The sequence below is a fragment of the Paraburkholderia sp. SEWSISQ10-3 4 genome (assembly GCF_030464785.1).
GTDB classification, from domain to species: domain Bacteria; phylum Pseudomonadota; class Gammaproteobacteria; order Burkholderiales; family Burkholderiaceae; genus Paraburkholderia; species Paraburkholderia aspalathi.
In genome coordinates this window covers 88271-112938 of record NZ_JALPRI010000025.1, presented here as the reverse complement: position 1 = coordinate 112938, position 24668 = coordinate 88271, and the positions used below count along the sequence as shown (strand labels likewise).

The 24668-nt window shown below is 62.3% G+C and carries 27 protein-coding genes; 15 read left to right on the top strand and 12 right to left on the bottom strand.

All coding sequences use genetic code 11. The features are described 5' to 3' along the window. Positions 1–234 precede the first annotated feature (234 nt). The 3 genes from M0D68_RS31580 to M0D68_RS31570 are packed head-to-tail and all read left to right on the top strand — an operon-like array spanning position 235 to position 3009. Positions 235–1296: an aliphatic sulfonate ABC transporter substrate-binding protein gene (locus M0D68_RS31580; RefSeq protein ID WP_266226333.1), complete on the top strand. Its 1062-nt coding sequence runs from the start codon at positions 235–237 to the stop codon at positions 1294–1296. A gap of 43 nt (positions 1297–1339) precedes the next feature. Then, complete coding sequence (locus M0D68_RS31575) at positions 1340–2239, top strand: ABC transporter permease (RefSeq protein WP_093642932.1); 900 nt, start codon at positions 1340–1342, stop codon at positions 2237–2239. Further along, positions 2191–3009: an ABC transporter ATP-binding protein gene (locus tag M0D68_RS31570; RefSeq protein WP_266226332.1), complete on the top strand. Its 819-nt coding sequence runs from the start codon at positions 2191–2193 to the stop codon at positions 3007–3009. Before M0D68_RS31575 ends, M0D68_RS31570 begins: the two co-directional genes overlap by 49 nt. Positions 3010–3109: 100 nt before the next feature. On the opposite strand, the gene M0D68_RS31565 is transcribed toward M0D68_RS31570, so the two are convergent. Beyond that, positions 3110–3313, bottom strand: a complete 204-nt coding sequence (locus M0D68_RS31565) for a cold-shock protein (protein ID WP_007181784.1) — start codon at positions 3311–3313, stop codon at positions 3110–3112. A 311-nt stretch (positions 3314–3624) separates the two neighbouring features. On the opposite strand from M0D68_RS31565, the gene M0D68_RS31560 reads away from it, so the two are divergent. Both M0D68_RS31560 and M0D68_RS31555 read left to right on the top strand, forming a co-directional pair. Further along, a complete protein-coding gene (locus M0D68_RS31560; protein ID WP_093642937.1) occupies positions 3625–5070 on the top strand; it encodes an NAD-dependent succinate-semialdehyde dehydrogenase in 1446 nt (481 codons plus the stop codon). 152 nt (positions 5071–5222) lie between these two features. Next, positions 5223–5798: a GNAT family N-acetyltransferase gene (locus M0D68_RS31555; RefSeq protein ID WP_266226331.1), complete on the top strand. Its 576-nt coding sequence runs from the start codon at positions 5223–5225 to the stop codon at positions 5796–5798. A 75-nt stretch (positions 5799–5873) separates the two neighbouring features. Here the strand turns inward: M0D68_RS31555 and kdgT are convergent, their stop codons facing one another. After that, positions 5874–6896: a 2-keto-3-deoxygluconate transporter gene (kdgT, locus tag M0D68_RS31550; RefSeq protein WP_093642943.1), complete on the bottom strand. Its 1023-nt coding sequence runs from the start codon at positions 6894–6896 to the stop codon at positions 5874–5876. A 303-nt stretch (positions 6897–7199) separates the two neighbouring features. On the opposite strand from kdgT, the gene kduI reads away from it, so the two are divergent. From kduI to kdgR, 3 genes are all read left to right on the top strand, one after another. Next, the gene (gene kduI / locus M0D68_RS31545) at positions 7200–8036 is read left to right on the top strand and encodes a 5-dehydro-4-deoxy-D-glucuronate isomerase (protein ID WP_266226330.1); all 837 of its coding nucleotides are present in this window, start codon (positions 7200–7202) and stop codon (positions 8034–8036) included. A gap of 61 nt (positions 8037–8097) precedes the next feature. Continuing rightward, positions 8098–8853 (top strand): 2-dehydro-3-deoxy-D-gluconate 5-dehydrogenase KduD, encoded by a 756-nt coding sequence (gene kduD / locus M0D68_RS31540; protein WP_266226329.1) that lies wholly within the window; start codon positions 8098–8100, stop codon positions 8851–8853. A 120-nt stretch (positions 8854–8973) separates the two neighbouring features. Beyond that, the gene (kdgR, locus tag M0D68_RS31535) at positions 8974–9855 is read left to right on the top strand and encodes a DNA-binding transcriptional regulator KdgR (protein ID WP_266226328.1); all 882 of its coding nucleotides are present in this window, start codon (positions 8974–8976) and stop codon (positions 9853–9855) included. 67 nt (positions 9856–9922) lie between these two features. Here the strand turns inward: kdgR and M0D68_RS31530 are convergent, their stop codons facing one another. The 3 genes from M0D68_RS31530 to M0D68_RS31520 form a co-directional block, all read right to left on the bottom strand. After that, entirely contained in the window at positions 9923–10855 is a 933-nt protein-coding gene (locus tag M0D68_RS31530; RefSeq protein WP_266226327.1) for a TauD/TfdA family dioxygenase, read from the bottom strand. Positions 10856–11026: 171 nt separating this feature from the next. Then, positions 11027–11866 carry a Crp/Fnr family transcriptional regulator gene (locus tag M0D68_RS31525; protein WP_266226326.1) on the bottom strand — a complete coding sequence of 280 codons (840 nt, stop codon included), beginning with the start codon at positions 11864–11866 and terminating at the stop codon, positions 11027–11029. Between the two features lie 260 nt (positions 11867–12126). Continuing rightward, complete coding sequence (locus M0D68_RS31520; RefSeq protein ID WP_234486674.1) at positions 12127–12681, bottom strand: cytochrome b; 555 nt, start codon at positions 12679–12681, stop codon at positions 12127–12129. Between the two features lie 541 nt (positions 12682–13222). Between M0D68_RS31520 and M0D68_RS31515 the strand changes: the two genes are divergently transcribed. The 3 genes from M0D68_RS31515 to M0D68_RS31505 all read left to right on the top strand — a co-directional run bounded on the left by M0D68_RS31515 (position 13223) and on the right by M0D68_RS31505 (position 14136). Further along, complete coding sequence (locus M0D68_RS31515; protein WP_266226325.1) at positions 13223–13354, top strand: hypothetical protein; 132 nt, start codon at positions 13223–13225, stop codon at positions 13352–13354. A 60-nt stretch (positions 13355–13414) separates the two neighbouring features. Next, positions 13415–13813, top strand: a complete 399-nt coding sequence (locus M0D68_RS31510; protein WP_266226324.1) for a hypothetical protein — start codon at positions 13415–13417, stop codon at positions 13811–13813. A 74-nt stretch (positions 13814–13887) separates the two neighbouring features. After that, positions 13888–14136, top strand: coding sequence for a hypothetical protein (locus M0D68_RS31505; RefSeq protein ID WP_093642958.1), 249 nt, complete (start codon positions 13888–13890; stop codon positions 14134–14136). A gap of 139 nt (positions 14137–14275) precedes the next feature. Here M0D68_RS31505 and M0D68_RS31500 read toward each other — a convergent pair whose 3' ends face one another. The 3 genes from M0D68_RS31500 to M0D68_RS31490 all read right to left on the bottom strand — a co-directional run bounded on the left by M0D68_RS31500 (position 14276) and on the right by M0D68_RS31490 (position 16995). Then, positions 14276–14524: a hypothetical protein gene (locus tag M0D68_RS31500; protein ID WP_093642961.1), complete on the bottom strand. Its 249-nt coding sequence runs from the start codon at positions 14522–14524 to the stop codon at positions 14276–14278. 268 nt (positions 14525–14792) lie between these two features. Continuing rightward, on the bottom strand, positions 14793–15965 hold the full coding sequence (locus M0D68_RS31495) for a 4-hydroxybenzoate 3-monooxygenase (protein ID WP_211707455.1): 1173 nt from the start codon (positions 15963–15965) through the stop codon (positions 14793–14795). Positions 15966–16140: 175 nt separating this feature from the next. Then, a complete protein-coding gene (locus M0D68_RS31490; RefSeq protein ID WP_266226323.1) occupies positions 16141–16995 on the bottom strand; it encodes a TetR/AcrR family transcriptional regulator in 855 nt (284 codons plus the stop codon). Between the two features lie 48 nt (positions 16996–17043). Here M0D68_RS31490 and M0D68_RS31485 point away from each other — a divergent pair, with 48 nt between their 5' ends. Next, positions 17044–17355, top strand: a complete 312-nt coding sequence (locus tag M0D68_RS31485; RefSeq protein ID WP_266226322.1) for a hypothetical protein — start codon at positions 17044–17046, stop codon at positions 17353–17355. A gap of 68 nt (positions 17356–17423) precedes the next feature. On the opposite strand, the gene ilvA is transcribed toward M0D68_RS31485, so the two are convergent. The 3 genes from ilvA to mprF all read right to left on the bottom strand — a co-directional run bounded on the left by ilvA (position 17424) and on the right by mprF (position 23097). Further along, complete coding sequence (gene ilvA, locus M0D68_RS31480) at positions 17424–18995, bottom strand: threonine ammonia-lyase, biosynthetic (RefSeq protein WP_211701340.1); 1572 nt, start codon at positions 18993–18995, stop codon at positions 17424–17426. Between the two features lie 287 nt (positions 18996–19282). Continuing rightward, positions 19283–20548: a virulence factor family protein gene (locus M0D68_RS31475; RefSeq protein WP_266226321.1), complete on the bottom strand. Its 1266-nt coding sequence runs from the start codon at positions 20546–20548 to the stop codon at positions 19283–19285. Next, complete coding sequence (gene mprF, locus M0D68_RS31470) at positions 20545–23097, bottom strand: bifunctional lysylphosphatidylglycerol flippase/synthetase MprF (RefSeq protein WP_266226338.1); 2553 nt, start codon at positions 23095–23097, stop codon at positions 20545–20547. Before mprF ends, M0D68_RS31475 begins: the two co-directional genes overlap by 4 nt. Before the next feature lie 249 nt (positions 23098–23346). Between mprF and M0D68_RS31465 the strand changes: the two genes are divergently transcribed. The 3 genes from M0D68_RS31465 (at position 23347) to M0D68_RS31455 (ending at position 24412) form a co-directional block, all read left to right on the top strand. Further along, complete coding sequence (locus M0D68_RS31465) at positions 23347–23499, top strand: hypothetical protein (protein WP_211707459.1); 153 nt, start codon at positions 23347–23349, stop codon at positions 23497–23499. A 109-nt stretch (positions 23500–23608) separates the two neighbouring features. Next, positions 23609–23743 carry a hypothetical protein gene (locus M0D68_RS31460; protein WP_266226320.1) on the top strand — a complete coding sequence of 45 codons (135 nt, stop codon included), beginning with the start codon at positions 23609–23611 and terminating at the stop codon, positions 23741–23743. Between the two features lie 126 nt (positions 23744–23869). After that, entirely contained in the window at positions 23870–24412 is a 543-nt protein-coding gene (locus M0D68_RS31455; protein WP_200652108.1) for a PaaI family thioesterase, read from the top strand. A 103-nt stretch (positions 24413–24515) separates the two neighbouring features. On the opposite strand, the gene M0D68_RS31450 is transcribed toward M0D68_RS31455, so the two are convergent. Continuing rightward, on the bottom strand, positions 24516–24662 hold the full coding sequence (locus M0D68_RS31450; protein ID WP_167378516.1) for a hypothetical protein: 147 nt from the start codon (positions 24660–24662) through the stop codon (positions 24516–24518). Between the last annotated feature and the right edge of the window lie 6 nt (positions 24663–24668).

Here is a 24668-nt window from a genome sequence, read left to right as displayed (position 1 = left end):
TTCAGTTTTCTGTCGGAAAACTATCGGAACTATTGCCCGCGGGGATACGGGTGGTCGCGGAGATACTACGGAGCAAAGCTGAAGGAAACCTTAAGGAAAATACTCCCGGCCCGCCTGGCCACGTCCGCCATAGCGTCCAACCTGCTTTGATTGTGAGTTTTTATTCGTTCAGTTCGGCATGCGCATTGACTACATTGATCGGTCACAACTAAACGACCATCACAGGACCAGTCAATGAAAATCCCGCGGGGCACGGCGCGCTTTTCGCTTTCTTCGATTTCCTTACACCCGCGGCATGCGCGACGTCTGCAAGCCGGCCTGAGCGCGTTGCTGATCGCGGCGACGGCCACGCTCGCCCTCCTTGCACCGGGTATCGCACGCGCCGCGCCGCCGGCCGAACTGAAACTCGACTACGCTTACTATTCACCGGAAAGCCTCGTCATCAAGCGCAACGGCTGGCTCGAGCAGGAACTCGCGCCGCAGCACACCGAGGTCAAATGGGTGCTTAGCCTCGGCAGCAATCGCGCACTCGAATATCTGAACAGCGGTGCAATCGACATTGGCTCGACAGCGGGCCTGGCCGCCGTGCTCGCCAAAGCCAACGGCAATCCGATTCGCGCGGTGTACGTTTTCTCGCGCCCTGAATGGACCGCGCTCGTGGTGCGCAAGGACTCGCCGATCAAAACCCTCGCGGACCTGAAGGGCAAGAGGATCGCCGCCACCAAGGGCACGGACCCGTTCCTGTTCACACTACGCGCATTGCACACCGCGGGCCTCTCGCGCGACGACGTGGAGATCGTCAACCTTCAGCACCCGGACGGGCGCACCGCGCTCGCCAACGGCCAGGTGGACGCCTGGGCCGGCCTCGATCCGCACATGGCCGCCGCACAGATCGACGACGGCGCGAAGCTGCTGTATCGCAACGTCGACTTCAATACGTGGGGCTTGCTCGACGCCCGCGAGGATTTCATTCGCGATCATCCCGAGACGCTCGCGCAGGTGCTCAAGGTGTACGAGAAAGCGCGCCTGTGGATCGCCGCGCATCCGGACGAAACCGCGAAGATCATCTCGGAAGAATCGAAGCTGTCGCTGCCGGTCGCCAGACTGCAACTGAGCCGCGACGATTTCAGCCATCCGCAGCCGGGCACTCAGCAACTTGCCGCGCTCAAAGCGGCCGCGCCGATTCTCACGCAGGAGCAACTGGTGAAGCCGGGCACGGATCTGAATCAGGTCATCGACGCCTTGATCGACGTGAAGACGGCGCAGCCTGTTATCGCCGCGAACAGCAACCAGTGAGCCGGTGCGCCCATTGCTCCCGAGGACCCTCCGACCGACTCCCATGGCTACCGACGAATCGCTCGGACTTCAGCACCGATCGCACACAACGGATGAACACGCGAGGCATCGCGCGCCGCAAGCCGCCGATGCAACGCGGGTCGCGCCGCGACCGCGCGATCCGCTCAAGCGCTGGCGCATTGCCGGATTAATCCTGCCGCTTGCCTTTCTTGCCGCGATCGAAGTGCTGGTGCGTGCGTCGGTGTTGCCGGCGCACCTCGTGCCGGCGCCGAGCACGATTGCTGAAACGCTGTGGCAACTGGGCGGCGAGCGTCTGGCCCGCCACATCGGCGCCAGCTCGATGCGCGTACTCGCGGGTTTCGGCATCGGCTCCGCACTCGCCCTTCTGTTCGGTGGCGCAATGGGTTTGAGCCGCCGCCTCGACGCCCTTCTCGACCCTGCGTTTCAGGCCCTGCGCGCGATTCCGTCGCTCGCCTGGGTGCCGATTCTGCTGCTGTGGATGGGCATCGACGAAGCGCCGAAAATCACGCTCGTTGCCATCGGCGCATTTTTTCCGGTGCAGTTGAGCGTCGTGGCGGGCATTCGTGGCGTCGACAGAAAACTGATCGAACTCGGCGAAGTCAACCGGTTGAGTCCGCGGGCGCTATTCACGCGCATCCTGTTGCCCGCGTCATTGCCGCAGATCTTCACCGGACTGCGCACGGGCTTGAGTCTCGCGTGGATGTTCATGGTCGCCGCCGAACTGATTGCCGCCACTCGCGGCCTCGGTTATCTGCTGAGCGATGGCCGCGAAACTGGCCGGCCCGATCTCGTGTTCGGCGCAATTCTGTTGCTCGCACTGCTCGGCAAGCTCAGCGACAGCATTCTTAAAACGATCGAAGCGCGCGTGCTGTCATGGCGCGATACCGCGGACGAACCATCTTCCTCGCGAGGTGCGCGTTGAACGCGGCAGATCTTTCAAGTCAGGCGCCGCTGCTCCAGGTTCGTGCCGTGAGCAAGCGCTACGAAGCGCGCGCGGTGCTCGAACGCGTGACGTTCGGTATCCGGCGTGGAGAGATCGTGAGCCTGGTCGGCCCGAGCGGCTGCGGCAAGAGCACGCTGCTGCGCGTGCTGGCCGGCCTCGATCGCGACTTCGAGGGAGAGATTTTGCTCGACGGGCTGGCGCAACACGGCCCATCGCCGCGCCTCGGCGTGATCTTTCAGGAGCCCCGCTTGCTGCCATGGCTGAGCGTGGCCGATAACATCGCATTTTCCGCCGGCCCACGGCGAGGCGCGGACCCGCGTGTAGGCCAACTGCTCGATGAGGTCGGTCTGGCCGGCACCGGCGCAACGTTGCCCAAGCAGCTTTCGGGCGGCATGGCGCAACGCGTGGCGCTCGCGCGCGGCCTCTTCTCCCAACCCGACCTGTTGCTGCTCGACGAGCCGTTCAGCGCCGTCGACGCGATGACCCGCATGCGTCTGCAGGACCTCTTGCTGTCTCTGACGCGCGCGCACGGCACAGCAGCGCTGATCGTCACGCATGATCTGGATGAGGCCCTGTATCTGTCCGATCGCGTCCTGCTGCTCAACACGGCGGGTCAGCGCGGCGCCCGGCTGGTGCGCGACATCGACGTTGCCGCAGCGCATCCGCGTGACCGGCGCGACACGGCGCTCGCCGGCGTGCGAAACGAATTGCTCGATGGGATGGGTGAGACGCGAAACGCTTACGCGTAACCCGACTCGCGTTGTGCGTTAGAAGCGCGAGCAAATCGCGGTTGTGCGCGATCAACCACTCCCGGTCCGCCCGCCTGCGCGCGCGGACCGGTCACTGCTTTTACACCGGCTTGATGTCCGCCGCCTGCTTGCCCTTCGGTCCCTGCTTGATTTCAAAGCTGACCTTCTGGTTTTCCTGCAGCGATTTGAACCCTTCGCTGCGAATTTCCGAGAAATGGGCAAACAGATCCTCGCCACCGTCGTCCGGTGTGATAAAGCCAAAGCCCTTTGCGTCATTGAACCACTTCACTGTACCGGTTGGCATGTCGATTCCTCGTTTGCACCTTGGTTGATTGGGTTGCATTCACCAGCTTGCGCCGGTTCTTGCTACTGCTGCTTGACTTTACGCCTGTTTGCGCGGCGCCGCTCACGTAACCCTCAGCTACCCGTTTGTCCACCGCGGCAATCGGAGTAGCAAAGCCCGTGCCGCCCGTCGCCCGTGGGCTCTGCGCCGATGCGATTGCGCGCAATCAGATAAGATGACTGCTATCGGCAGTCCATCCTTGGCCGCGCAGCGTCAGCCCAATGCATCACGGCCGCGCGACCTATCGTTCTCCCCACTTACAGGAACCCAGCATGGCCACCTCGAGCTATACCGACACCCGTCTTCTGATCAATGGCGAATGGTGCGACGCAGCCAGCGGCAAAACCCTCGACGTCATCAACCCTGCCACCGGCAAGCCCATCGGCAAGGTGGCTCACGCCAGCATCCCTGATCTGGATCGCGCGCTGGCCGCCGCACAACGCGGTTTCGAAGCCTGGCGCAAGATTCCGGCCAACGAACGCGCCACTACCATGCGCAAGGCCGCGGCGCTCGTGCGCGAACGTGCTTCCGACATCGCCCGCCTGATGGTGCAGGAACAGGGCAAGCCGTTCGCCGAGGCGCGCGTCGAAATGCTGTCCGCCGCGGACATCATCGAATGGTTCGCCGACGAAGGCCGCCGCGTCTACGGCCGGGTCGTGCCGCCGCGCAATCTCGCAGTGCAGCAAACCGTGCTCAAGGAGCCGATCGGCCCGGTGGCGGCCTTCACGCCGTGGAATTTCCCGGTCAACCAGGTCGTGCGCAAGCTGAGCGCGGCGCTCGCGAGCGGCTGCTCGTTCCTCGTCAAGGCGCCGGAAGAAACCCCGGCGTCGCCGGCGGCGCTGCTGCAGGCGTTCGTTGAAGCCGGTGTGCCGGCCGGTACGGTCGGCCTCGTGTTCGGCGACCCGGCGGAGATTTCCAGCTACCTGATCCCGCATCCGGTGATCCGCAAGGTCACGTTCACCGGCTCGACGCCGGTCGGCAAACAACTGGCCGCGCTGGCGGGCTCCCACATGAAGCGCGCGACGATGGAGCTGGGCGGTCATGCGCCTGTCATCGTGGCCGAAGACGCCGACGTGGCGCTGGCCATCAAGGCCGCAGGCGCTGCGAAGTTCCGCAATGCCGGGCAGGTCTGCATCTCGCCGACGCGCTTTCTGGTGCACAACAGCATCCGTGAAGAATTCGCCGCGGCGCTCGTCAAGCATGCTGAAGGCCTCAAACTCGGCGACGGTCTGGCGGAAGGCACAACCATCGGACCGCTCGCCAATGCGCGCCGTCTCACCGCGATGAGCAAGGTGCTCGACGACGCGCGCAAGACCGGCGCGAAGGTCGAGACGGGCGGTGAGCGCGTGGGCTCGGAAGGCAACTTCTTCGCGCCGACCGTGCTGACCAACGTGTCGCTCGACTCGGACGTGTTCAACAACGAGCCGTTCGGCCCGATCGCCGCGATCCGCGGTTTCGACACGCTCGAAGAAGCGATCGCCGAAGCGAACCGTCTGCCGTTTGGCCTCGCCGGTTATGCGTTCACGAAGTCGTTCCGCAACGTGCATCTGCTGTCGCAACAGATGGAAGTCGGCATGCTGTGGATCAACCAGCCTGCTACGCCCTGGCCGGAAATGCCGTTTGGCGGCGTGAAGGATTCGGGCTACGGCTCTGAAGGCGGCCCGGAAGCGATGGAAGCCTATCTGGTTACCAAGTCGGTTTCGGTGACTGCGGCTTAAGACGCCGAAGACCGTCGTCAGGTTTTCGGTTCAGGGCGAGGTTTCTGACTTCGCCCGCCTGATTGATTGCTGTGCCAGGTCCGCGAGCGCTCGTTCGCGGACTTTTTTGTTTATTGCAACTTCTCGCTCACGTTCCTCACATTCCTCACGTCATGCAACCCATACTGATCGGACAGGCCGTCGAACTCAGGCCACTTCTGCCGGAACACGCCCAGGCGCTGCTGGACGCCGCAGCGGATGGGCAATTGTGGAATATGAAGCTGACTGTCGTGCCCGGTCCTGAAACCGTCGGCAGCTATATGGCAACCGCGCTCGATGGGCGTGCGGCCGGCACCGTAATGCCGTTTGTGATCGTGAGGCGCGATACTGCGGCGATTGTCGGCAGCACGCGGTTCTGGAAAATCGACCGGGTGAACCGGAAGCTGGAAATCGGCCACACGTGGCTGGGAGAATCGGTGCAGCGCTCACCGGTGAACACGGAGGCGAAGTACCTACTGCTGAGTCATGCGTTCGAAGCAATGCAGTGCGTGCGCGTGCAGTTCACGACCGACGAGCTCAACGAAAAATCAAGAGCGGCGATTCTGCGGATCGGCGCGAAACAGGAAGGGATTGTCCGGCACGAGCGGATCATGCCGGATGGACGCAAGCGCAATTCGGTGCGCTTTAGCATCATCGATGAAGAGTGGGCGGAGGTTAAGGCGATGCTGGAGAGGAAGCTGGGGCGGTGAAGCCCCGCCTCCACGTCATGTGACTCGCTGTACTTCGTCGCGTTCGGGCGCAAACCAGCCGCCCGCCCTACTCCTTCAAACGTGCACGTCCCGCTCATTGAGTGGCTGCGGCGGCGTGGTCGCTGCCGCAAACTCCTCACGCAGCGCATCGCGTGCATGATGCCGGCGCACCCATAGTGCGGTCAGAATCGGCACCAGAATCGCGGTCACGAGACACGCCGTCGCGACCATCGCCGTCGCCGCCGGCACCAGCGGCTTGAAGCGCGGAATCATCTCGCCGATGATCGCCGGATTCGCCACCGCGGCCCCCGCTGTCGACGAAGCCGCCAACCCCGCCGCCCCATTGCCGCCCGCGATCCAGCGGTCCGCGAGGATCAGCGGAATGCCCGTCACGACGATCACCCCGAGGCCCAGCACGATGCCTGGCAAGCCGCTCGTGACGATCACATTCAGGTCGATACCGTTACCGAGCGCGAACCCGAAAAACGGAATCAGCGGATGCACGCAGCGGCCGAAGAACTCGCGCAGCTCGCTGTCCAGGTTACCCAACGCGAAGCCGATCAGGAACGGCAGCACCGCGCCGACGAACAGCCTCGGTTCGAAAAACGCGACACCCGTCGCGCCGAGAATGATCATGCTGACGAGCGGTCCCGATTCGATCGACATCAGGACGAACGCGCCCGCCTCTTCCTTGCTGCCGTACTGCTGCATCACGGCTGCGTAGAGACCGCCGTTGGTCATGTCCATCGACGTCGTGATCGCGAGCACCGAGAGGCCCGCGAACAAGCCCGCCTTGACGCCGTCGATCGGAATGAAGTGCGAAGCAACGATCGTCGCAATCCACGCCACCACCATTTTGGTCACGAGCAGCGTGCCCGACTTGCGCAGCACGACGCCGGTTGCCCGCAGGTCGATCGTCGCGCCCATGCAGAAGAACCACACCGCCAGAATCGGCACGGTGCCGGTAATCAAGCCATTGGTGAACGACCCGAGGTACTTCCCTCCTCCCGGCGCAAACGTGTGGACACAGGCGCCGAGCAGCAGCGGCACCAGCATCAGGCCGCCTGGAATGCGGTCGATGGCCTTCTTGAGCTTCATGCCTCCTCCATGGACTTTGCGTCCAGTTGCCGGGTGGATTACCCGATTAATGTCCCGTTCTTGCGCCGGGCGTCTCCCCTTTCGGCGCAATATAGCACCGCGATAGGAACAACGTTCCGTTTTTGATAGACTTCCTGATCATCGTTTACCCGCGTGTCATTCAGAAGGCTTGCCACGCTTGATGTGGCAGTGCAATATTTTCGGACCGCCGTTCCATATTTAGAATTCTGCGCTACAGTCGATAACAGAACGCCGTCGTAAAACGGCTCGGCTAGACACCCCATCCGATCGGAGACAAGAGCAATGGAAGTGCGACAGAGCATCAATAGCGAGCACGCGAAGACGCTGGATACCGCCGGGCTGCGCAAGCAGTTCCTCATCGAAGACGTATTCGAACGCGACGCGCTGCGGCTCACGTACAGCCATATCGATCGCATCATCGTGGGCGGCGTGTGGCCGGCTACGCGCGCGGTCGAGGTGCCTGGTTCGCTCGGCAAGGCAATTGGCGTCGGCTACCTGCTGGAGCGCCGCGAGCTCGGCGCGATCAATATCGGCGGCGATGGCTGGGTCGACGTGGACGGCACGCGCTATACGGTGCGCAACGAAGAGGCGATCTACATCGGCAAGGGTAAGCAGGCCGTCGCGTTCGGCAGCGACGATGCGGCGCGGCCCGCGAAGTTCTACCTGAACTGCGCGCCCGCGCACGAGTCGCATCCCATCCGCACGATCTCGCTCGCACAAGCGTCGCCCGAAACGCTCGGCGACCCCGCCACGAGCAATCGCCGCACCATCTACAAGTTCATCGTTCCCGAGGTGCTGCCCACCTGCCAGCTCTCGATGGGCATGACCAAGCTCGAGCCGGGCAACCTCTGGAACACGATGCCCTGCCACACGCACGAGCGTCGCATGGAGGTGTACTTCTATTTCAACGTCGCCGACGACGCAGCCGTCTTCCACATGATGGGCGAACCGAACCAAACGCGGCACATCCTTGTGCATAACGAGCAGGCCGTGATCTCGCCGAGCTGGTCGATTCACTCGGGCGTCGGCACGCGTGCGTACACGTTCATCTGGGGCATGGTCGGCGAGAACCAGGTGTTCAGCGACATGGATCACATTGCGGTGCGCGATCTGCGCTGACGGCACGCATGTTTCCATTCTGGATAGCAGATACCTCAACGGCATCGAGGACCTACGCATAGTGAACAGCTTCGATCTGACCGGTAAGGTCGCCATCGTCACCGGCAGCAATGCGGGCCTCGGTGCCGGCATGGCCATCGCGCTCGCCACGGCTGGCTGCGACATCGTCGGCGTGAGCCGCGCGGACGCCGGCGATACGGCCGCCCACGTCGCAGCGACGGGACGCCGCTTCGCGGATGTGCGCGCCGACCTCGCCTCGATCGCTCCGGTTGACGACATCGTGCGCGCCGCAGTCGAAGCGTTCGGCCGCGTCGACGTGCTTGTGAACAACGCGGGCATCATCCGCCGCGAGGACGCGCTCGACTTCAGCGAAGACGACTGGGACGCCGTCATGGACGTCAACCTGAAGAGCCTCTTCTTTCTTTCGCAGGCCGTGGCGCGGCAGTTCGTGAAGCAGGCAAGCGGCGGCAAGATCATCAACGTCGCGTCGATGCTGTCGTTCCAGGGCGGCATCCGCGTGGCGTCGTACACGGCGTCGAAAAGCGGCGTGCTCGGTCTCACGCGGCTGCTCACGAACGAGTGGGCCGCGCAGGGCATCAACGTGAACGCAATCGCGCCGGGCTATATGGCCACCGCGAACACGGCGGCGCTGCGCAGCGACGCGCAGCGTCACGATGAAATCGTCGGACGTATTCCAGCGGGCCGCTGGGGCACGCCGGCGGATCTCGCGGGACCGGTCGTGTTCCTCGCGTCGTCCGCGTCGGACTATGTGCACGGTCATACGCTTGCAGTGGACGGCGGCTGGCTCGCGCGCTAGCGTGATGGCTGCAGAGGTCACGCGGCTCGCGCGACGCGGTATGCTCTCGGCACTGAAGGCGATCGGCATCCGGCAGTGAGCGGACTTTGATCGGTTTGGCATCAACAGGGAATCACGGACATGGCAGCAATGGGCAAGCAGCGCAAAGACGATGACGACGCAAACATGCAGGATGCGGATAGCGCGGGCGGCATGGCTAACGAGCGAGGCGAATCGGCCTCGTCGATCGGCAGGGTCTTCGCGATTCTTGGCGCGATCGGCGACAGCGGGCAGATCGGCATCAGCGAATTGTCGCAGCGACTCGGCATGTCGAAGACCACCGTGCACCGCGTGATCCAGACACTGAAAGCGCTCGGCTACGTAACGCAGGAAATCGAAACCGAGCGCTACCGCTTGACGATCCGCCTGTTCGAACTCGGCGCGAAGGCGCTGGAAAGCGTCGATCTGGTGCGCGAGGCAGACGTCGAGATGCGCCGCATCGGACAGGTGACGCGTGAGGCGGTCCACCTCGGCGCGTTCGACGAAGACGCCATCATCTATATCCATAAGATCGACGCCGATTACGGGCTGCGCATGCAGTCGCGCATTGGCCGCCGCAATCCCCTGCACAGCACGGCGATCGGCAAAGTGCTGCTCGCGTGGATGGACCCGACCCAAGCGCGCGAAGTCCTCTCGCATGTGGAATTTCGCAAGTCGACGCAAAAGTCGCTCGCCTGTGCCGACGCCGTGTTGAGCATCCTGCCGCGCGTTCGGGAGCAAGGCTACGGCGAGGACAACGAGGAACAGGAGGAAGGACTGCAGTGTCTCGCGGTGCCGGTGTTCGACCGCTTTGGCCGCGTGATCGCCGGCCTGTCGATTTCGTTTCCGACGATGCGCTGCGGCGCCGACACGAAATCGCACTACGTTGCGCTACTCAAGGAATCGGGGCTCGCGATCTCGACGCGGCTCGGGTATCGTGAAGCAACGGCGCCGGAGCGTGTACCCGTTGAAGGGCTGGGCTGAAAACGCAGGCGCCCCGCAGAAATTCGATAAAATTCCGCGGGGCGCATTCATAAGCGGTCCGCGATGCTCAGGCAGCCTTCGCAGCAGGATTCGGTTCGACGCTGCGTGTAAGACTGCGGCGACCATCGACGCTCACCGGCACGTCACCCTTCAGCGTCACGCGACGCACCACGCGGTGAGTATCACCATAGTCGTTGACGGCGTAGTGCTGGGTCGCGCGGTTGTCCCAGATCGCGACGTCGCCCGCCTGCCAGCGCCAGCGCACGATGTTCTCGAGACGCGTCACGTAAGCCTGCAGCAGTTCCAGCACATGCGCCGATGCGCTCGGCGTGAGGCCGACAAAGCTCTTCACGAAATGACCGAGAATCAGCGTCTTTTCGCCGGATTCCGGATGCACGCGCACGACCGGATGCTCGGTCTCATAGCGTGTCGACACGAATACTTCGCGGTAGCGTTTGAGCGCCTCGGCATCTCGCCCGCGTTCGCCGACGTTGCCGTAGCTCGCGTAGTCGTATTCATTGCTGTGCACGGCCCACAGTTGCTCGGCGAGCGCTTTGAGCGGTGGCGGCAGATCGTCGTAGGCGGTGGCGGTGTTGGCCCAGACGGTGTCGCCGCCCACTTCAGGAATCGTCACACCGCGCAGGATCGACGCTTGCGGATATGCATCGACGAAAGTCACGTCCGTATGCCACGAATTCGCGCGGCCGCCGCGATGTGAATCGAGTTCGAGCAGATAGTCGCTGCCGTCCACCACCGGCACCGTGGGATGCGAGACCGGTTCACCAAGCAGCTTGGCGAAGGCCTCCTGATCGGCATCCTGCAGATGCGTCTGGCCGCGGAAAAAGATCACCTTGTGACGTACCAGCGCGGCGCGAATCGCTTCTACCGTTGCCGATTCGAGTTGGCCCGACAGGCGCACGCCACGAATTTCCGCGCCGATGCGGCCGGTGACGGGATGAATGTCCAATGCGTTGGACGTCGCGAGACTGAGATTCGACATGCGATGCAACTCCTGGGTTTAAGGACGAGACAGGTCAGCGCACCACTTGAATCAACATCTGGGCGGCTCGGCCTGCTGAATCGATGAACCATTATCGGCAGGGTGAGCGCCGCGAATCTATCGCGCTTTGGACACTTGATAGAAGCGCTTTTTATATCGTTATCAGTTTTCTCACGCGGCGTCGCTAACTTCCCGCAATGCGTCCATATCGATCACGGTGATCCGGCTATAGCGCACGTCCACGATGCCCTGCTGCACCAGCCAACGCAGTTCCTTATTGATGCTTTGCCGGGAAGCCGCCAATAACGCCGCGAGGTCCTCCTGCGAGAGCTTGATCGTCAGCTCCACGCCCCGCTCCGTTTTCTTGCCGTGCCATTCGGCAAGCCCTAGTAATTGATCCGCCAGACGCGCGCGAAATCCGGCCAGCGCCGTCTTGCCCATCCAGCTATGCAACGCCCGGCTTCGCAGGCAGATCAGATCGAGCACGTTGCGCAACAACGCGGGCTCGCGAGCGAACAGCTCGAATAGTGCGCTGCCGGGAATGTGGAAGAGCGTCGTCGAGCCGTGCGCGCGCTGGTCGTGCATCGAGCCGCGCCGGTCCATCACCGGAATGAAGTTAATGACTTCGTTCGGCCACATGTACACCGCTACCGCACGCACGCCGGCCGAGTTGGTCCAGCTCATCTCGATCGCGCCGGAAAGGACGACCTGGATGTCGTCGCACGCTTCGTCGCGCGCGAAGATCAACTCGCCGTTGGTCCAGGTGCGCAATTGGCCGGCGTCGCATAACGCGTCGATTGCGTGCGCTGGCCAACTTTTCAGGCACGGGTTGGCGGTGAACGCCGCGTGAATCGCGGCACGAACGCTCACGTCGAGCGAGCGGCCGTCACGCCGCGATGGGAACAACGGCGCGGGCCACGCGGGAGGAAGATGCACAGAAGGCGCTGCCGAGCGCACGACGGATGGCCGCCCCGCGGAATCCGGGTTGAATGCTTCGGTAAGTGTGCTCATGGCTGACCGGCAAGAGATGCGGTTGGACCTGAATGACTGACAAACAGTCGATCCTCCGATCTAACCAGTGTTAGCGGCGCGCGTAAAAGACTTGTTTTTTATGTGCTTATCACGCACTCGGGAGTGGCGATCGCGCGCCGATGCAATGACGTCGAAACCGCCACGATCCAGGCACCGGGGAGGATATTGGTGGACCCAGCTAGCCGCGGACGGAACACGGCTCACACGCGAACGACAAACCGCTAACGCACACTAACGAATCACGGCAGCATCCGCTGCAATGTCTGATCCTTGAGCACGAAACGATGAAACAGCGCCGCCACGATATGCAGTGCAATCAGCGCGAACAACACCCAGGCCAGATAGCCATGAATGTCGCCCATTTCATGTCCCACTGGCGAACCGACCGCCGAGATGCTGGGATACGGCAATATGCCGAGCAGCTTGACGGACCATCCACGCGAAGACGCGTTGGCCCATCCCAGCAAAGGCACAGCCACCAGCGCGAGATAAAGAAGACCGTGCGTGATGTGTGAAACGACACGGAAGAAAGGTGACAGCGATGCAGGCGCGGGCGTGTGTGTGAGACGCCAGACGATTCTCACCACCACGGCGGCAATCAGCGTTGCACCCACGCCGAGATGCCACGCGATCAAACCATCGGGCTTCGTGTCCTTATGAATATCCGGCATGGTCCAACCGATCACGAACTGCGCGGCGATCAATAAAACCACCAGCCAGTGAAGAAACCTGGCTACACCGTCATAGCCTGATGCATAGCGCGAGAAACTAGCCGGGTCCGTTCGCATGGTCATGAGAATGTGTTAGTGGCAGTGAAGCCATTGGATGGAAAAAGCTTATTTGCACCGAAGATACACGCATTCTGGGCGCACTGACGCAGGATGCTACGGATCAAACCTTAAGAAAAGCTGATGCCGCGTTTGACCATTTCCTTCACGCGTATGAGACGGAAACACATCAGCGACCATCGAGAAAGTGCAAATCACAACACATCAGGTCCGCTCACATCCCTAGTCTGCAACTGAATGTATCCGTCAAGCATACGTGTGCAGAGCTGCCACGCTCTGCTCGCTCCAGTTGTTCATATGCATGTGTTTCAACCTGCCCGAGCACCGCGGATGCATGAAGGCCCGACGTTTTTCATAGCGCGCTCAACGGGTTGCCCACCGATTTCTTCCTGGCGGACCGACTAGTCGCAGCGCTGCAACGCGTCCCCATACCGTGTCACATGCGTGGCTGGCACGCGAATGAATCGACACGTCCTGTTACACACGAACACACCGGTAATCCAGTCGCTCAGTAGAGTTCGATCAAACGTAAAAGGAAGGCAACGTCATGAAACGAATTTTCGCGCTGGTGCTGTTGGCTGTCACCCTCGGGAGTGCATTGGGCGGTTGCATCGTCGTGCCGGAGGGCGGCTATCACGACCATGACCATGACCACTACCACGATCACGACCATTACTAAGTACTAAGCGCTGCCCGAACGGCGCACTCCACTCTCAATCGTAAAACCCGAGAATAAAACATGAGCAATTCACGAAACCGCTGGCTGTCCATGGCGATCGTTGCAGGTCTGGGGATCGGTGCATCTTCTGTCGCGCTGGCGCACGTCGATGTCGGGGTCAACATCGGCATTCCGGGCGTGGCCTATGCGCCTGAGCCGGTCTATGCGCCGCCTCCGCCTGTCTACGCGCCCCCTTCGCCAGTGGTCGTAGTGAGTCCGGGCTGGTACGGCGAGCGCTATTACGACGGCCACCGCTACTGGGAACGCCGAGAGTGGGAAGAACGCCATCACGAGCGCGAGTGGCATGACGCGCGCGGCTATCGCGACGGCCCGCACGGCGACTGGCACGGGCACGGGCACGACGGCGACCATGGCGATTGGCACGGCCATGGCGATGACCACGGTCGGGGCGACCACTAATGCATGGGCCGGAGCAGCGTCACTGACACCGGCACGCGCAGGCATTCGCGCCACACCTTTTTAGGAGCGACGATTTGCAACGCAGCGATCCACGGCGTGTAAGCGCACAAATCGACGGCACGCTCATCTCCGCCGAATACAGCGAACAAACCGGCCAATTGTGTTTGCGTCAGGACGGCGCCGTGCTCCGCGAATGGTTTCCCCCTCATTCGTGGATCGCGATTGCGTCAGTGGCCGGCGCGCGGCACTGGGGTACGCGGCCCACCGATGAAGACCTTCATGCCCTGCTGCGCAACGAGATGACCTTGTTGCGCACGCCATAACCGTATGACGGCCATGAAAAAAGGCCGGTCATTGGACTTGTTCCAATGACCGGCCTCTTATTTTCAACTCGCAGATTTTGAACGAGCGTAACAGCGCCGCAATGATCCGCGTATTTCGTTGTGCGCTTTCGTTACGCCCTTACCGCGCGTTATAGATCGGCGGCGAATACGAGCTTACCGTCGTTTCACCGCCGCGACCTGCTTGCCACGTGCCGCGACTGGCCGAACCATAACCGCTAGTGTCGGCTTGAGCAGCGCCCTGCTGCGTGGAAACCTGCGCTTGCGTACCCTGCGCGTTTTGCGAGGCCGGTTGATTCGATTGCGCAAACGAAGCGATCGGGGCGCCGAGAACAACTGCAATAGCAACAGCTTTGATGAGCGATTTCATGAAACCACCTCTAGAGAGTGTCTTACACGCACTGCAGATGTCACATGTCGTGCAGTCGGTGGAAGGAGTCTAGGGGTCAATCAGGCGCGGATAAATCCTCCATTCCTGAATTCAGTGTTGCTTTTGACACGACAATGGCGGGAGCCTGCCCATCAAGGGTTTGCCGGCGTGCGCGGGGTTCAGCGGGGGTTCGTCTGAGCAAAGATTTGCAGCGCGCATTCTATAAACGCTGGCAATACAAAGCTGCGCGCGCAGATCTCCATCCTTCTTATACGACGGCGATGCCCACGTAGTTCTCCGCCATCGCGGTAGCCGCCGCACGCGACGTGGTCACGTATTCGAGTTCGGCCACCTGCAACTGCTGTTCGAACGGCGATGCACCTTCAATGCGGTGCATCATGCTCGTCATCCAGTACGAGAAATGCTCCGCGCGCCAGATGCGCTTGAGCGCGGTTGCACTGTAATTGTCGAGCAGATCGGTGCGATTTTCGACGTAGAACGCGTTCAGCGCCTGGGTCAGCACACGCACATCGGCAACGGCGAGATTCATACCCTTCGCGCCGGTGGGCGGCACGATATGCGCGGCGTCGCCAGCGAGAAAGAGCCGGCCATGCTGCATCGTCGCCGACACGAAACTGCGCATGCCGACAATATTCTTCTGGAAGATCTTGCCGTCCACGATGTGCTGGCCGTCGTGCGAATCGACGCGCGCGTGCAGTTCGGCCCAGATGCGATCGTCGGACCAGTTGTCGACGGAATCCTTGGGATCGCATTGGAAATACATGCGCTGCACATTCGCCGAACGCGTGCTGACCAACGCAAAACCGCGATCGTGCCGCGCGTAGATCAATTCTTCCGACGACGGCGGCCCTTCGCACAGAATGCCGAACCAGCCGAACGGATAGACGCGTTCGAAATCTTTGCGCAAGGCCTGCGGAATCGATGCACGCGACACACCTTGCGAGCCGTCGCAGCCGATCACAAAGTCGCATTGCAGTTCGCACGCTTCGCCTTCGTGGCGGTAGCGGATCGACGGCTGATCGGTATCGATGCCGTGCAGCGACGTTTCCGTCACGCCGAAACGCAAAGCCCCGTCTGCAGCCAGACGCGCGGCGACCAGATCCTTGATGACTTCGTGCTGCGCGTAGACCGTGATCGAACGGCCGGTGAGCCCGGTCAGATCAATACGGCGCCGCTTGCCTTCGAAAGCAAGTTCAAAGCCGTGGTGCAGTGCCCCTTCGGCCTTCATGCGCGCGCCGACACCTGCCTCGGTGAGCAGGTCCATCGTGCCCTGTTCGAGGACGCCGGCACGGATGGTCGATTCGATCTGTTCGCGAGTGCGCGATTCGAGCACGACTGAGTCGATGCCGCGCAAGTGAAGAAGATGGGAAAGAAGCAGGCCTGCAGGCCCGGCACCGATGATGCCAACTTGGGTGCGCATGAGTTGTCTCCTGAATGCGGCGTTTGATATGCACGCAGTTTGACGATCATGCGCTGTATCGCGCAACGCGATATGGAGGATATGCAGTATCTAGTTTTGAGATAACCGAGGTGCCGGTTTGAGCAGGCGGGAGACGCGCAAATGCGCCATCCCGTTGCCCAGACGGCTGTTGCGCTTACTCGGCCGATAACCGATCGTCCGCGTCGCTTTGCGCAGCCTCGAGGTAAACCCTGGTCAATTTCCGGATCTCGGCAAGCAACCTCCGCCGCACTGCGGGCTTCTCGTCGTTGGCCCCGGCGACTGCCTTGAGCACATGCAGCAGCACCACCGCCTTTGTCTCGGACTGCGCCTTCGTCAGATGCGGAATCGCGTTACGCAAAATCGTGGCGATGCTGCCGCGCGTCGTTTCGCGAAAACGCGCGCGCCGCTCGTCGCTGCCACCGCGCGAATCGACAAGTGCGACAGCCAGACTGCGCTGCGATTGCAGCGACAGCATGAAATCGACGAACGCATCGGCGAGCTGGCCCGGCGTCATTGCCGACGCCTGATCGGCGAGCGCGGTAAAGCTGCTCGTCGTGTCCTCCACATAGCGCGAAAGCAATGCATCCGCCAACGATTCTTTGGACGGGAAAAACCGGTACAGCGAGCCAATCGCGGTGTTCGAGCGCGCGGCGATCTCAGTCATGGTGGCCGCGTCATAGCCCTTCTCGGTGAACACCGCGACGCCCGCTTCCATGATTGCCGCGACCCGCAGATGCCCCCGTTGTCGTTTCGGCTCCTGCGCGCCGCTGGAAAGTGTCGTTGCCATATCGGAGAGTTTTAACTGCTGTTTTTTGCGAGCGTCGCTTCGCATTGTGAGGTGAATTTCAGCGTGCATGTTAACCCCGCGGCTAGCGACGGCCAAGATTACTGACGCAGCACCCCGCGTGCGCCGTTGTTCACCATCCGTAGTCCGGTCTGGTGTGGTTTGACATATGCGAGGGTATCCTCTACTATCTTTTGAGAGGATATCCTCGCATAACTGCGGCATAGCCCTTGTCGCCCGATCACGTGTTTCGCTAACCAGACAAACCATTCCATGAGCTATCTCGCCCTGTTTTTCTCCGGCGCGTTTCTGTGCAATTGCGTCCCGCACCTCGCGAGCGGTCTGCGCGGCGAGCCGTTTCCGACACCTTTCGCGAAACCACGGGGTGTCGGCGATTCGTCGCCGTTGGTCAATGTGCTGTGGGGATATTTCAATCTGCTGGCCGGCTTCTATCTGCTAACGCGGCAGCCTGTCACGATCGGTGTGAATGCAAACAGCCTCGCTGTATTTGCAGGCACGCTGGTCTTAAGCGTGTATATGTCCGTGCATTTCGGCAAAGTCTGGCAGGGTAAGCACGCTCGCTAACAAGCGAAGCAACGGCGCCTGTTGTCTTTTGCCAGGCGCCGTCTCCTGCCACGCTGCAATTCGCATTTCTATGCGAGGAACAAGCGGTACACCGGATTCTGCGTCTCTTCCCAGTACGGGTAACCAAGCGTCGTGAGAAAGTGTTCGAACTCGCTGTTCTCGCTCTCCGGCACCTGAATGCCGACCAGAATCGAACTGTAGTCCGCACCCTGGTTGCGATAGTGGAACAGGCTGATATTCCAGTTCGGCGCCATCGACGACAGAAACTTCATCAACGCGCCCGGACGCTCCGGAAACTCGAAACGGAACAGACGTTCGTCATGCGCCAGCGGCGAGCGGCCGCCGACCATATAGCGGATGTGCTGCTTCGACAGTTCATCGAAAGTCAGATCGACGGTGGCAAAACCATGCGCTTCAAATGCACCCGCGATCTGCGCCGATTCGCTGCGATTGCGGATCTGCACGCCGACAAAGATATGGGCCGAATTCGCGTCCGCAATCCGGTAGTTGAACTCGGTGACGCTGCGCGTGCCCACCAGTTCGCAGAAGCGGCGGAAACTGCCGCGCTCTTCCGGGATCGTCACGGCGAACACCGCTTCACGTGCTTCACCCACCTCAGCGCGCTCGGCCACGAAACGCATGCGGTCGAAGTTCATGTTCGCGCCGGACGTGATCGCAATCAGCGTCTGGTCCTCGATGCCTTCACGCTCGGCGTACTGCTTGGCCCCGGCCACGGCCAGCGCGCCGGCCGGCTCCAGCACGCTGCGGGTGTCCTGGAACACGTCCTTGATCGCGGCGCATAGCGCATCGGTGTTCACGAGCAGCACGTCGTCGAGATATTCGCGGCACAGGCGGAAGGTTTCTTCACCCACGAGTTTCACCGCGGTGCCGTCCGAGAACAGGCCCACTTCATTCAGCGTCACCCGTTCGCCGGCTTTCAAGGAAGCGGCCATCGCGCACGAGTCGTCGGTCTGCACGCCGATCACCTTGATCTCCGGGCGCACCGATTTCACGTACGCGGCCACGCCCGCGGCGAGTCCTCCACCGCCGATCGGCACGAAGATCGCATGGATCGGGCCCTGATGCTGGCTGAGAATCTCCATCGCGACCGTGCCCTGGCCGGCGATCACGTACGGATCGTCGAACGGGTGGACGAACGTCAGGCCGCGTTCTTCCTGCAGTTTCACTGCATGTCCATAGGCGTCGCTGTACGACTCGCCGAACTGCACGACTTCGACGGTCGCCCCGCCATGTGCGCGTACCGCATCGACTTTCACCTGCGGGGTTGTGACGGGCACCACGATGATCGCCTTCACCCCCATGCGGGCCGCCGACAACGCGACGCCCTGCGCATGATTGCCCGCCGACGCGGTAATGACACCCCGCTCCAGCGCATCCGCCGGAATATGCGCCATCTTGTTGTACGCGCCGCGCACCTTGAATGAGAACACCGGCTGGTTGTCCTCACGCTTCAGATAAACCGGATTACGCAGCCGTGCCGACAGATTCGGCGCGCGTTCGAGTTCGGTCTCGCGGGCCACGTCGTAGACGCGCGCGGTCAGGGTTTTCTTCAGGTAGTCGTGGCGCAAGGCAACGCTATCAGCGGCTTCCGCGACCTGTTTGAGTTCGTGTAACGGCAAGGCATGCTCCTGTGCGGCAAGGACAAGTCATCAAAGAGATCACCAGGAGGCAGGCAGAAAGCGGACATAAAAAAACCCGCCTCGTGGGGCGGGTTTTTGTCACTGCGTATCAGACGCGCGCTAACCCACCATTCGATGAATGGTGCTAATAATCAGCGCAATACGGATGTCGAGGCAGTTCATGCGTTCGATCTTCGTTGACTTGACGGGCTTTGTCAATCCCTGTTCGTTACATCGGGCAGCGTGGTCTAGAGGCCGCGCGAGGGCAGCCGCGCTGCGCAGCATCCTTAATTACGCACGCCGCTTTGCTTGCGGAAAGCGTCCAGAATGCGACGCTCCAGCGCGTTGTAGTCGCGGCCGAAGTGATGATCGCCCGAGGTGCGAATCACCTCGACGCCGGTGTTGGCCAACGCCGGACACAAGGTGTCCTTCTCGTCTTCACCGTAGAAGCACTGCACGATCGTGGGCGGTACGCGTGCAAATTCCGGCTGCACCTTCAAGGCTTTGTCGCTCGCCGGCATACCGAGCCAGCCGCCCACGCGAATCTGGAAATCGGCGTCGGGCGCGAAACCGAGCAACGCAATCAGCGACACTTTCGCGCGCAGCGCTTCAGGCAGGCGGTTATAGGCGAACGGCATCACGTCGGCGCCGAACGAATAGCCGACGAGCGCAATATGCTCCGCATGCCAGCGCGTGCCATAGGTCTGCATCACGCGCGCCAGATCGCGGCTCGTCTGCGCCGGGGTCTTTTCGCTCCAGAAGTAACGCAGGCTGTCGATGCCGATCACCGACACACCGTCTTTCTGCAAGGCGAGCGAGATGGTCTTGTCGAGATCGCGCCAGCCGCCGTCGCCGGAAATCACGATCGCCATGAGGCCGTTCGGATGCGCAGCGGGCAATTCAATCAGCGGCAGATCGGAGACGTCGTCATCGTTCGTCGACGCTGTCTGCAAATGCGGCGCGACCATGGCAACAAGCCGCGTGCGATCGCCGTTGCCAGGGGTCGCCTTTTCGACGAAGCCCGGCACCTTGTCGCGGATGATCGTCGGGTCCGGCGGGCACGGTTGGAAGCGCGAATCCAGCGTGCGCTCCGCATCGACCGAGACCGCGCCGGCAACCGTATTCGACGGCGCCTGTTCGAGCACATGCATCGCCAGCGTCGCGCCCTGCCCCGTACCCGCGACGATCGGCGCGAAATAGCGGCTCGATTGCGATTGCCGTTCGAGTTGATGGCTCAAGGCTTCAGCGTCGCCCACCAGTTGATGGCAGGCTTCCTTTTTCGCGCTCAGATTGGCCGCGTAGCGCGCCGTATCCACGCCGACGGTCAACGCCCCGGCCTTGGCCAGCGCATCGGCGGTTTGCTGGTCGGCGGCACTCCAGCCGCTCGCCGCGGAGTAAAGCACCACGAAACCGCGCAAGGGACCGGCCGGCTGCGTCACCGTCACGTCGCCATAACGGCCGCCGGACACGGTGGTGGTTGCGGCCAAAGCGGCCGCGCTGCCAACAACTAGGCCCGCCGCCACGGCGAGCCTGAAAAACGGATGCAATGTCATGAACGCCGGCCTCCTGCCAGCAATGACAGGTCCGCGAGCGTGAAGAACACGCCCACCGAACCTGACGCCGCGAGATAGCGCGGCTCCCAATGCGGCTGGAACTTGCTCTTGAAAGCGCGCAGACCGCGGAAGTTATAGAAGCGGCCGCCGAAGCGCCACACGATGCCCGCCAGCCGATGCCAGCGCGACGCGAGCGGTGTCGGCTGCATGCCGGAGAGCGGCGCAATGCCGAGACTGAGCGAGCGGAACCCCGCCTGCTTCAGATGCAGCGCCAGCTGGGTGAACAGATATTCCATCGCATACGGCGACGCGCTTTCCACGTGCCGCATCACGCCGACCGTCGCTTCGGTGTTCATATCGGTCGTCATGAAAGTCACGAACGCGGCCGGCTCGCCGTTCTGGCGCACCAGCATCACGGATTGCGCCGCGAGGTATTCGTCGGTAAACGCCGCCACCGAGAAGCTCTTTTCGCGCGCGTCACGGCTATCGAGCCAGCCGTCGGAAATCTCGCGCAACGTCTCGAGCGACGCCGGCACATCGGCCTGATCGATCACTTCGACGGTAAAGCCGTCACGTTCGCCACGCTTGAGCGCATAGCGCAGATGCGCGCGATGCGAGCCCTTCAGGTCGAAATCGTCGAGCACCACGTGGGCTTCTTCGCCGAGCTTCATCAGCGTGAGGCCGGCATCGAGGTAAAGCGGCAAGGCATTGGCGCGCACCTGATAAAACGCGGCGCGGCCGCCGTGCGCATGCGCAAGCGCGACGAACTTGCTGATCAGGCCGGCCCACTCCTCGCGCGGTCCAACCGGATCGTGAAGCGCGGCCCACGTGCGGCCATTTTTTGCGTACATCAGGAAGGCTTCGCGCGATTCGGAAAAGAGGAAGCTCTTGTCTCCCATCAGCGCGAGACCGGCGTCGCTGCGCTCCTGGGCGCGCACGATGCGCGCCGCGTCCTGCAGATCCTGCGGAGCGGGCATGACGAAACGGCCTGCCGCGGGGCGCAGCAACTGCCAGAAGGAAAAAGTGGCGGCGAACAGGCTGGCGGCCAGGGTCGCGCGCAACGCACGCGGTGCACGTTCGTCGAAAGCGAATTGCCACCACAGGTCGCGCGTGTACGGCACGTCGCGGAACGCAAACAGCATCACCCACACGGCAAGCGCGAGCACCATCGCCACCGACACCAGCCAGCCCGCCGTAAAGCGCTCGGCAAACAGCGACGAATGACGGTTGAAACGGCGGCGCGTGGACAGCAGCAGCGCGATCAGCATGCCAAGCACGCTCGCTTCCACGAACGCGAGACCTTTGGTGAGCGAGAGCGCGAGGCTCAGCACCGCCAGCAGCAAGGTCATCCACCACGCGGCATCCAGACGCCGCAGCAAACCGCGCGCGACGAACAACAGCAGCACGCCGAGCACGCTGCACAGCATCTGCGAGCTTTCGAGCACCCACAGCGGCAGCACGTCGCGCAGAATCCGGATGCGCTGCCAGAACGCGGGGGTCGCGCTGGAAATCACCAGCATGCCGCCCACGACGAAAGTCACCAGGCTCAGGAACAGCGGCGCGAGTTTGTAGGCGCCTGCCGCGTGCCGCAGCGGCAGGCGGCTTTTCAGCGCGCGGCCTTCGAAGCCGGCGAGCAGCGCGGCCGAAACGATCAGCGGCACGCCGAAGTAAATCGCGCGATACGCGAGCAGCGCGGCGACCATCTGATGCGTTTGCACGCTGCCGTTCAGCGTGAACACCATCGCGGCTTCGAACACGCCGACGCCGCCAGGCGTGTGACCGATCATGCCGAGCAGCATCGCGGCGGCATAGACGGTGATGAAGGTCACGAAGCTGACGTCCGCGTGCGGCAGCAGCGCCCACAGCGCGAGGCCCGCGGCCACCACATCGAGCACGGCGAGGGCCACTTGCGCGAGCAGATCGCGGCGCGCCGGGATATCGAATGACAGCCACTGCCAGCGCGTGCGGATCGGGCGCGTGTCGCGGCGGCAGGCCGCGGCCCCGAGTCCGAGCACGACGAGCAGCGCCGCGCCACCCCAGCGCAGCGTGAGCGGCGGCAGATGCAGCATCGTCGCCAACAAGTCGGCGAGGCACACAATGCCGAGCGCCGTCATCAACACCAGTGCGAGCGCCAGCGAGACGCTCGTGAACACGGTCATGCGGCCGATCTGTGCCGGCGTGACGTTTGACACACCGTAGACGCGCACGCGCACGGCGCCGCCCGTCAGCGCCCCGAAGCCGGTCGCATTGCCGAGCGCGGAGCCCGCGGTTGCGCCAATCCACAATGCCGCGCGCGGCACCGCCACACCGAGGTAGCGCAAACCGACCGCGTCCCGCCCGACCAGCGCGATATAGCTGAGCGTGGTCGCGCCGAGCGCCGCGGCCCACTCACCTGCCGTCAGGTGACGCAGCTGGCGCATGATCGAACGATAGTCGACCGCTTGTGAAAGATGTTGCAAGACGAGCAGCAGCAGCCCGCAAATAACGAGCGCGAGCAAGGGCGAGAGGATGCTCCGCTTGCCAAGCGTCTTCGATATACGGTCGAACATCGCGCCTGGCTGGTCGAATTTGTAGTTATATCGGTGGAACATGGTCAATGCGGACCTTCGAGAGCTGTCGTGGCGACGGGTCGTCTGTCACGGCGTCGCCTTACTTTGGCGATTACAAATGGATAACGGCAAAGTGTTGAAAAGGTTGACAGTGTCAGCCAATGCCAGTGAATTCGTCGGGTTTTAACCTGGGCCGGTCATTGAGGCGAAACGCACTTCACCGCATGACGGAGCGTATGGCAGAGCGATATGGCCGATAAAACGGTCGATATTGCCGATTGGCTTGGCGTGCTGATGAGGACCGCTGTGCTCGACAAGGGGATGGATTTTAAACGCTTATGGAAGATCGCGAGACAAAGATTCGACGTGGCGTCGATATCGCTCGATCGCGCACCGTTTTAAAGGCTGATTCGCTCCATCAAGATTTTCGCGTCGCGTGCCGTAATCGAGATCAATAGCACGGCGCAATGTTGGTTTTCGCGGCGGAAATGGTGGCAACTGAAGGAGAACGATGATGGCAGATCAGGATTGGGTGATGGCCGGTGTGTATCTGGTCGGATTGGTGTCGATGGCGCTTCTGATGAGCGCGTTGTCCGCGCGAGCGACCAGAATGCAGCGCGTGGTTGCGTCGCGTATCAGGAAGTAACGCACGGGCTCGGCGCGTACCGGCAATCCAGAGGTAGCCCTCCAGCGTCCTGAAGCGGTTTGGTGCTCTAATCGATGACGATGCATCGATTCCGAAGCACGCTTCCCTCAGGACAGGAGACACGGATTGACGAACGAACAACAGCTGGAACGCTGGCTCGCACGCGAGCAGGAAGTATTGGCGACGCTTAACGCCGGCCCGGGCCCCGGCGTCGCAAGCCCCGAACAGGTGGCGGGCAAGACCGGTCTGGAAGTCATGCAGGCGATGATGAACGCGGAACTGCCCTACGCCGCGATTGCACGCACGCTCGACTTTACGATCGTCGAAGTCAGTGCCGGGCAAGCGGTCTTTCAGGGCACCCCGCTCGAGCAGCATCTGAATCCACTGGGCACCGTGCACGGCGGCTGGATCGCCACCCTGCTCGATTCGGCGCTAGGCTGCTCGGTGCATACGATGATGGCGCCGGGCCGCGGCTACACCACCGCCGAGCTGAGCGTGAATTACGTGAAAGCCGTCACGCCGCGCGTGCAACGCGTGCGCGCCGAAGGCAAGGTGATTCATTGCGGACGGCAACTGGCCACGGCGGAAGCTCGCCTCGTCGGCCCCGACGGCACGCTCTACGCACATGCCACGACGACCTGTCTGGTGTTCGAGATCCCGAGCCGCTAACGATACGGTCACGGTCGAAACCGCCGGTTGCTTGCCACGGTCGGTGACTTGGCGGCAGTCCGGCTATGCAAGCGCCCGTGCTGCCACTGGCGCGTCGCGATGCTTACTGCGGACGGCGATGCGCTTCGGCGATCACAGCGCAGTTTTGCAAATGCAGGTTCAGCGCGTGCAGAGCCAGTGCGCGGAGCTTGCCCAGAAACGTGTTAGCGGCGGGTGCAGTGCGGACAGCGGCGTTGGAAGCGGTGTTCATGGTGGA

What these genes read in the sequence shown, in the direction of transcription:
- M0D68_RS31580 (WP_266226333.1), top strand. Translation starts at nt 235, where the DNA reads ATGAAAATCCCGCGGGGCACGGCGCGCTTTTCGCTTTCTTCGATTTCC.
- M0D68_RS31575 (WP_093642932.1), top strand. Translation starts at nt 1,340, where the DNA reads ATGGCTACCGACGAATCGCTCGGACTTCAGCACCGATCGCACACAACG.
- M0D68_RS31570 (WP_266226332.1), top strand. Translation starts at nt 2,191, where the DNA reads ATGGCGCGATACCGCGGACGAACCATCTTCCTCGCGAGGTGCGCGTTG.
- M0D68_RS31565 (WP_007181784.1), bottom strand. Translation starts at nt 3,313, where the DNA reads ATGCCAACCGGTACAGTGAAGTGGTTCAATGACGCAAAGGGCTTTGGC.
- M0D68_RS31560 (WP_093642937.1), top strand. Translation starts at nt 3,625, where the DNA reads ATGGCCACCTCGAGCTATACCGACACCCGTCTTCTGATCAATGGCGAA.
- M0D68_RS31555 (WP_266226331.1), top strand. Translation starts at nt 5,223, where the DNA reads ATGCAACCCATACTGATCGGACAGGCCGTCGAACTCAGGCCACTTCTG.
- kdgT (WP_093642943.1), bottom strand. Translation starts at nt 6,896, where the DNA reads ATGAAGCTCAAGAAGGCCATCGACCGCATTCCAGGCGGCCTGATGCTG.
- kduI (WP_266226330.1), top strand. Translation starts at nt 7,200, where the DNA reads ATGGAAGTGCGACAGAGCATCAATAGCGAGCACGCGAAGACGCTGGAT.
- kdgR (WP_266226328.1), top strand. Translation starts at nt 8,974, where the DNA reads ATGGCAGCAATGGGCAAGCAGCGCAAAGACGATGACGACGCAAACATG.
- M0D68_RS31530 (WP_266226327.1), bottom strand. Translation starts at nt 10,855, where the DNA reads ATGTCGAATCTCAGTCTCGCGACGTCCAACGCATTGGACATTCATCCC.
- M0D68_RS31525 (WP_266226326.1), bottom strand. Translation starts at nt 11,866, where the DNA reads ATGAGCACACTTACCGAAGCATTCAACCCGGATTCCGCGGGGCGGCCA.
- M0D68_RS31520 (WP_234486674.1), bottom strand. Translation starts at nt 12,681, where the DNA reads ATGACCATGCGAACGGACCCGGCTAGTTTCTCGCGCTATGCATCAGGC.
- M0D68_RS31515 (WP_266226325.1), top strand. Translation starts at nt 13,223, where the DNA reads ATGAAACGAATTTTCGCGCTGGTGCTGTTGGCTGTCACCCTCGGGAGT.
- M0D68_RS31510 (WP_266226324.1), top strand. Translation starts at nt 13,415, where the DNA reads ATGAGCAATTCACGAAACCGCTGGCTGTCCATGGCGATCGTTGCAGGT.
- M0D68_RS31500 (WP_093642961.1), bottom strand. Translation starts at nt 14,524, where the DNA reads ATGAAATCGCTCATCAAAGCTGTTGCTATTGCAGTTGTTCTCGGCGCC.
- M0D68_RS31495 (WP_211707455.1), bottom strand. Translation starts at nt 15,965, where the DNA reads ATGCGCACCCAAGTTGGCATCATCGGTGCCGGGCCTGCAGGCCTGCTT.
- M0D68_RS31490 (WP_266226323.1), bottom strand. Translation starts at nt 16,995, where the DNA reads ATGCCGCAGTTATGCGAGGATATCCTCTCAAAAGATAGTAGAGGATAC.
- M0D68_RS31485 (WP_266226322.1), top strand. Translation starts at nt 17,044, where the DNA reads ATGAGCTATCTCGCCCTGTTTTTCTCCGGCGCGTTTCTGTGCAATTGC.
- M0D68_RS31475 (WP_266226321.1), bottom strand. Translation starts at nt 20,548, where the DNA reads ATGACATTGCATCCGTTTTTCAGGCTCGCCGTGGCGGCGGGCCTAGTT.
- mprF (WP_266226338.1), bottom strand. Translation starts at nt 23,097, where the DNA reads ATGTTCGACCGTATATCGAAGACGCTTGGCAAGCGGAGCATCCTCTCG.
- M0D68_RS31465 (WP_211707459.1), top strand. Translation starts at nt 23,347, where the DNA reads ATGGCCGATAAAACGGTCGATATTGCCGATTGGCTTGGCGTGCTGATG.
- M0D68_RS31460 (WP_266226320.1), top strand. Translation starts at nt 23,609, where the DNA reads ATGATGGCAGATCAGGATTGGGTGATGGCCGGTGTGTATCTGGTCGGA.
- M0D68_RS31450 (WP_167378516.1), bottom strand. Translation starts at nt 24,662, where the DNA reads ATGAACACCGCTTCCAACGCCGCTGTCCGCACTGCACCCGCCGCTAAC.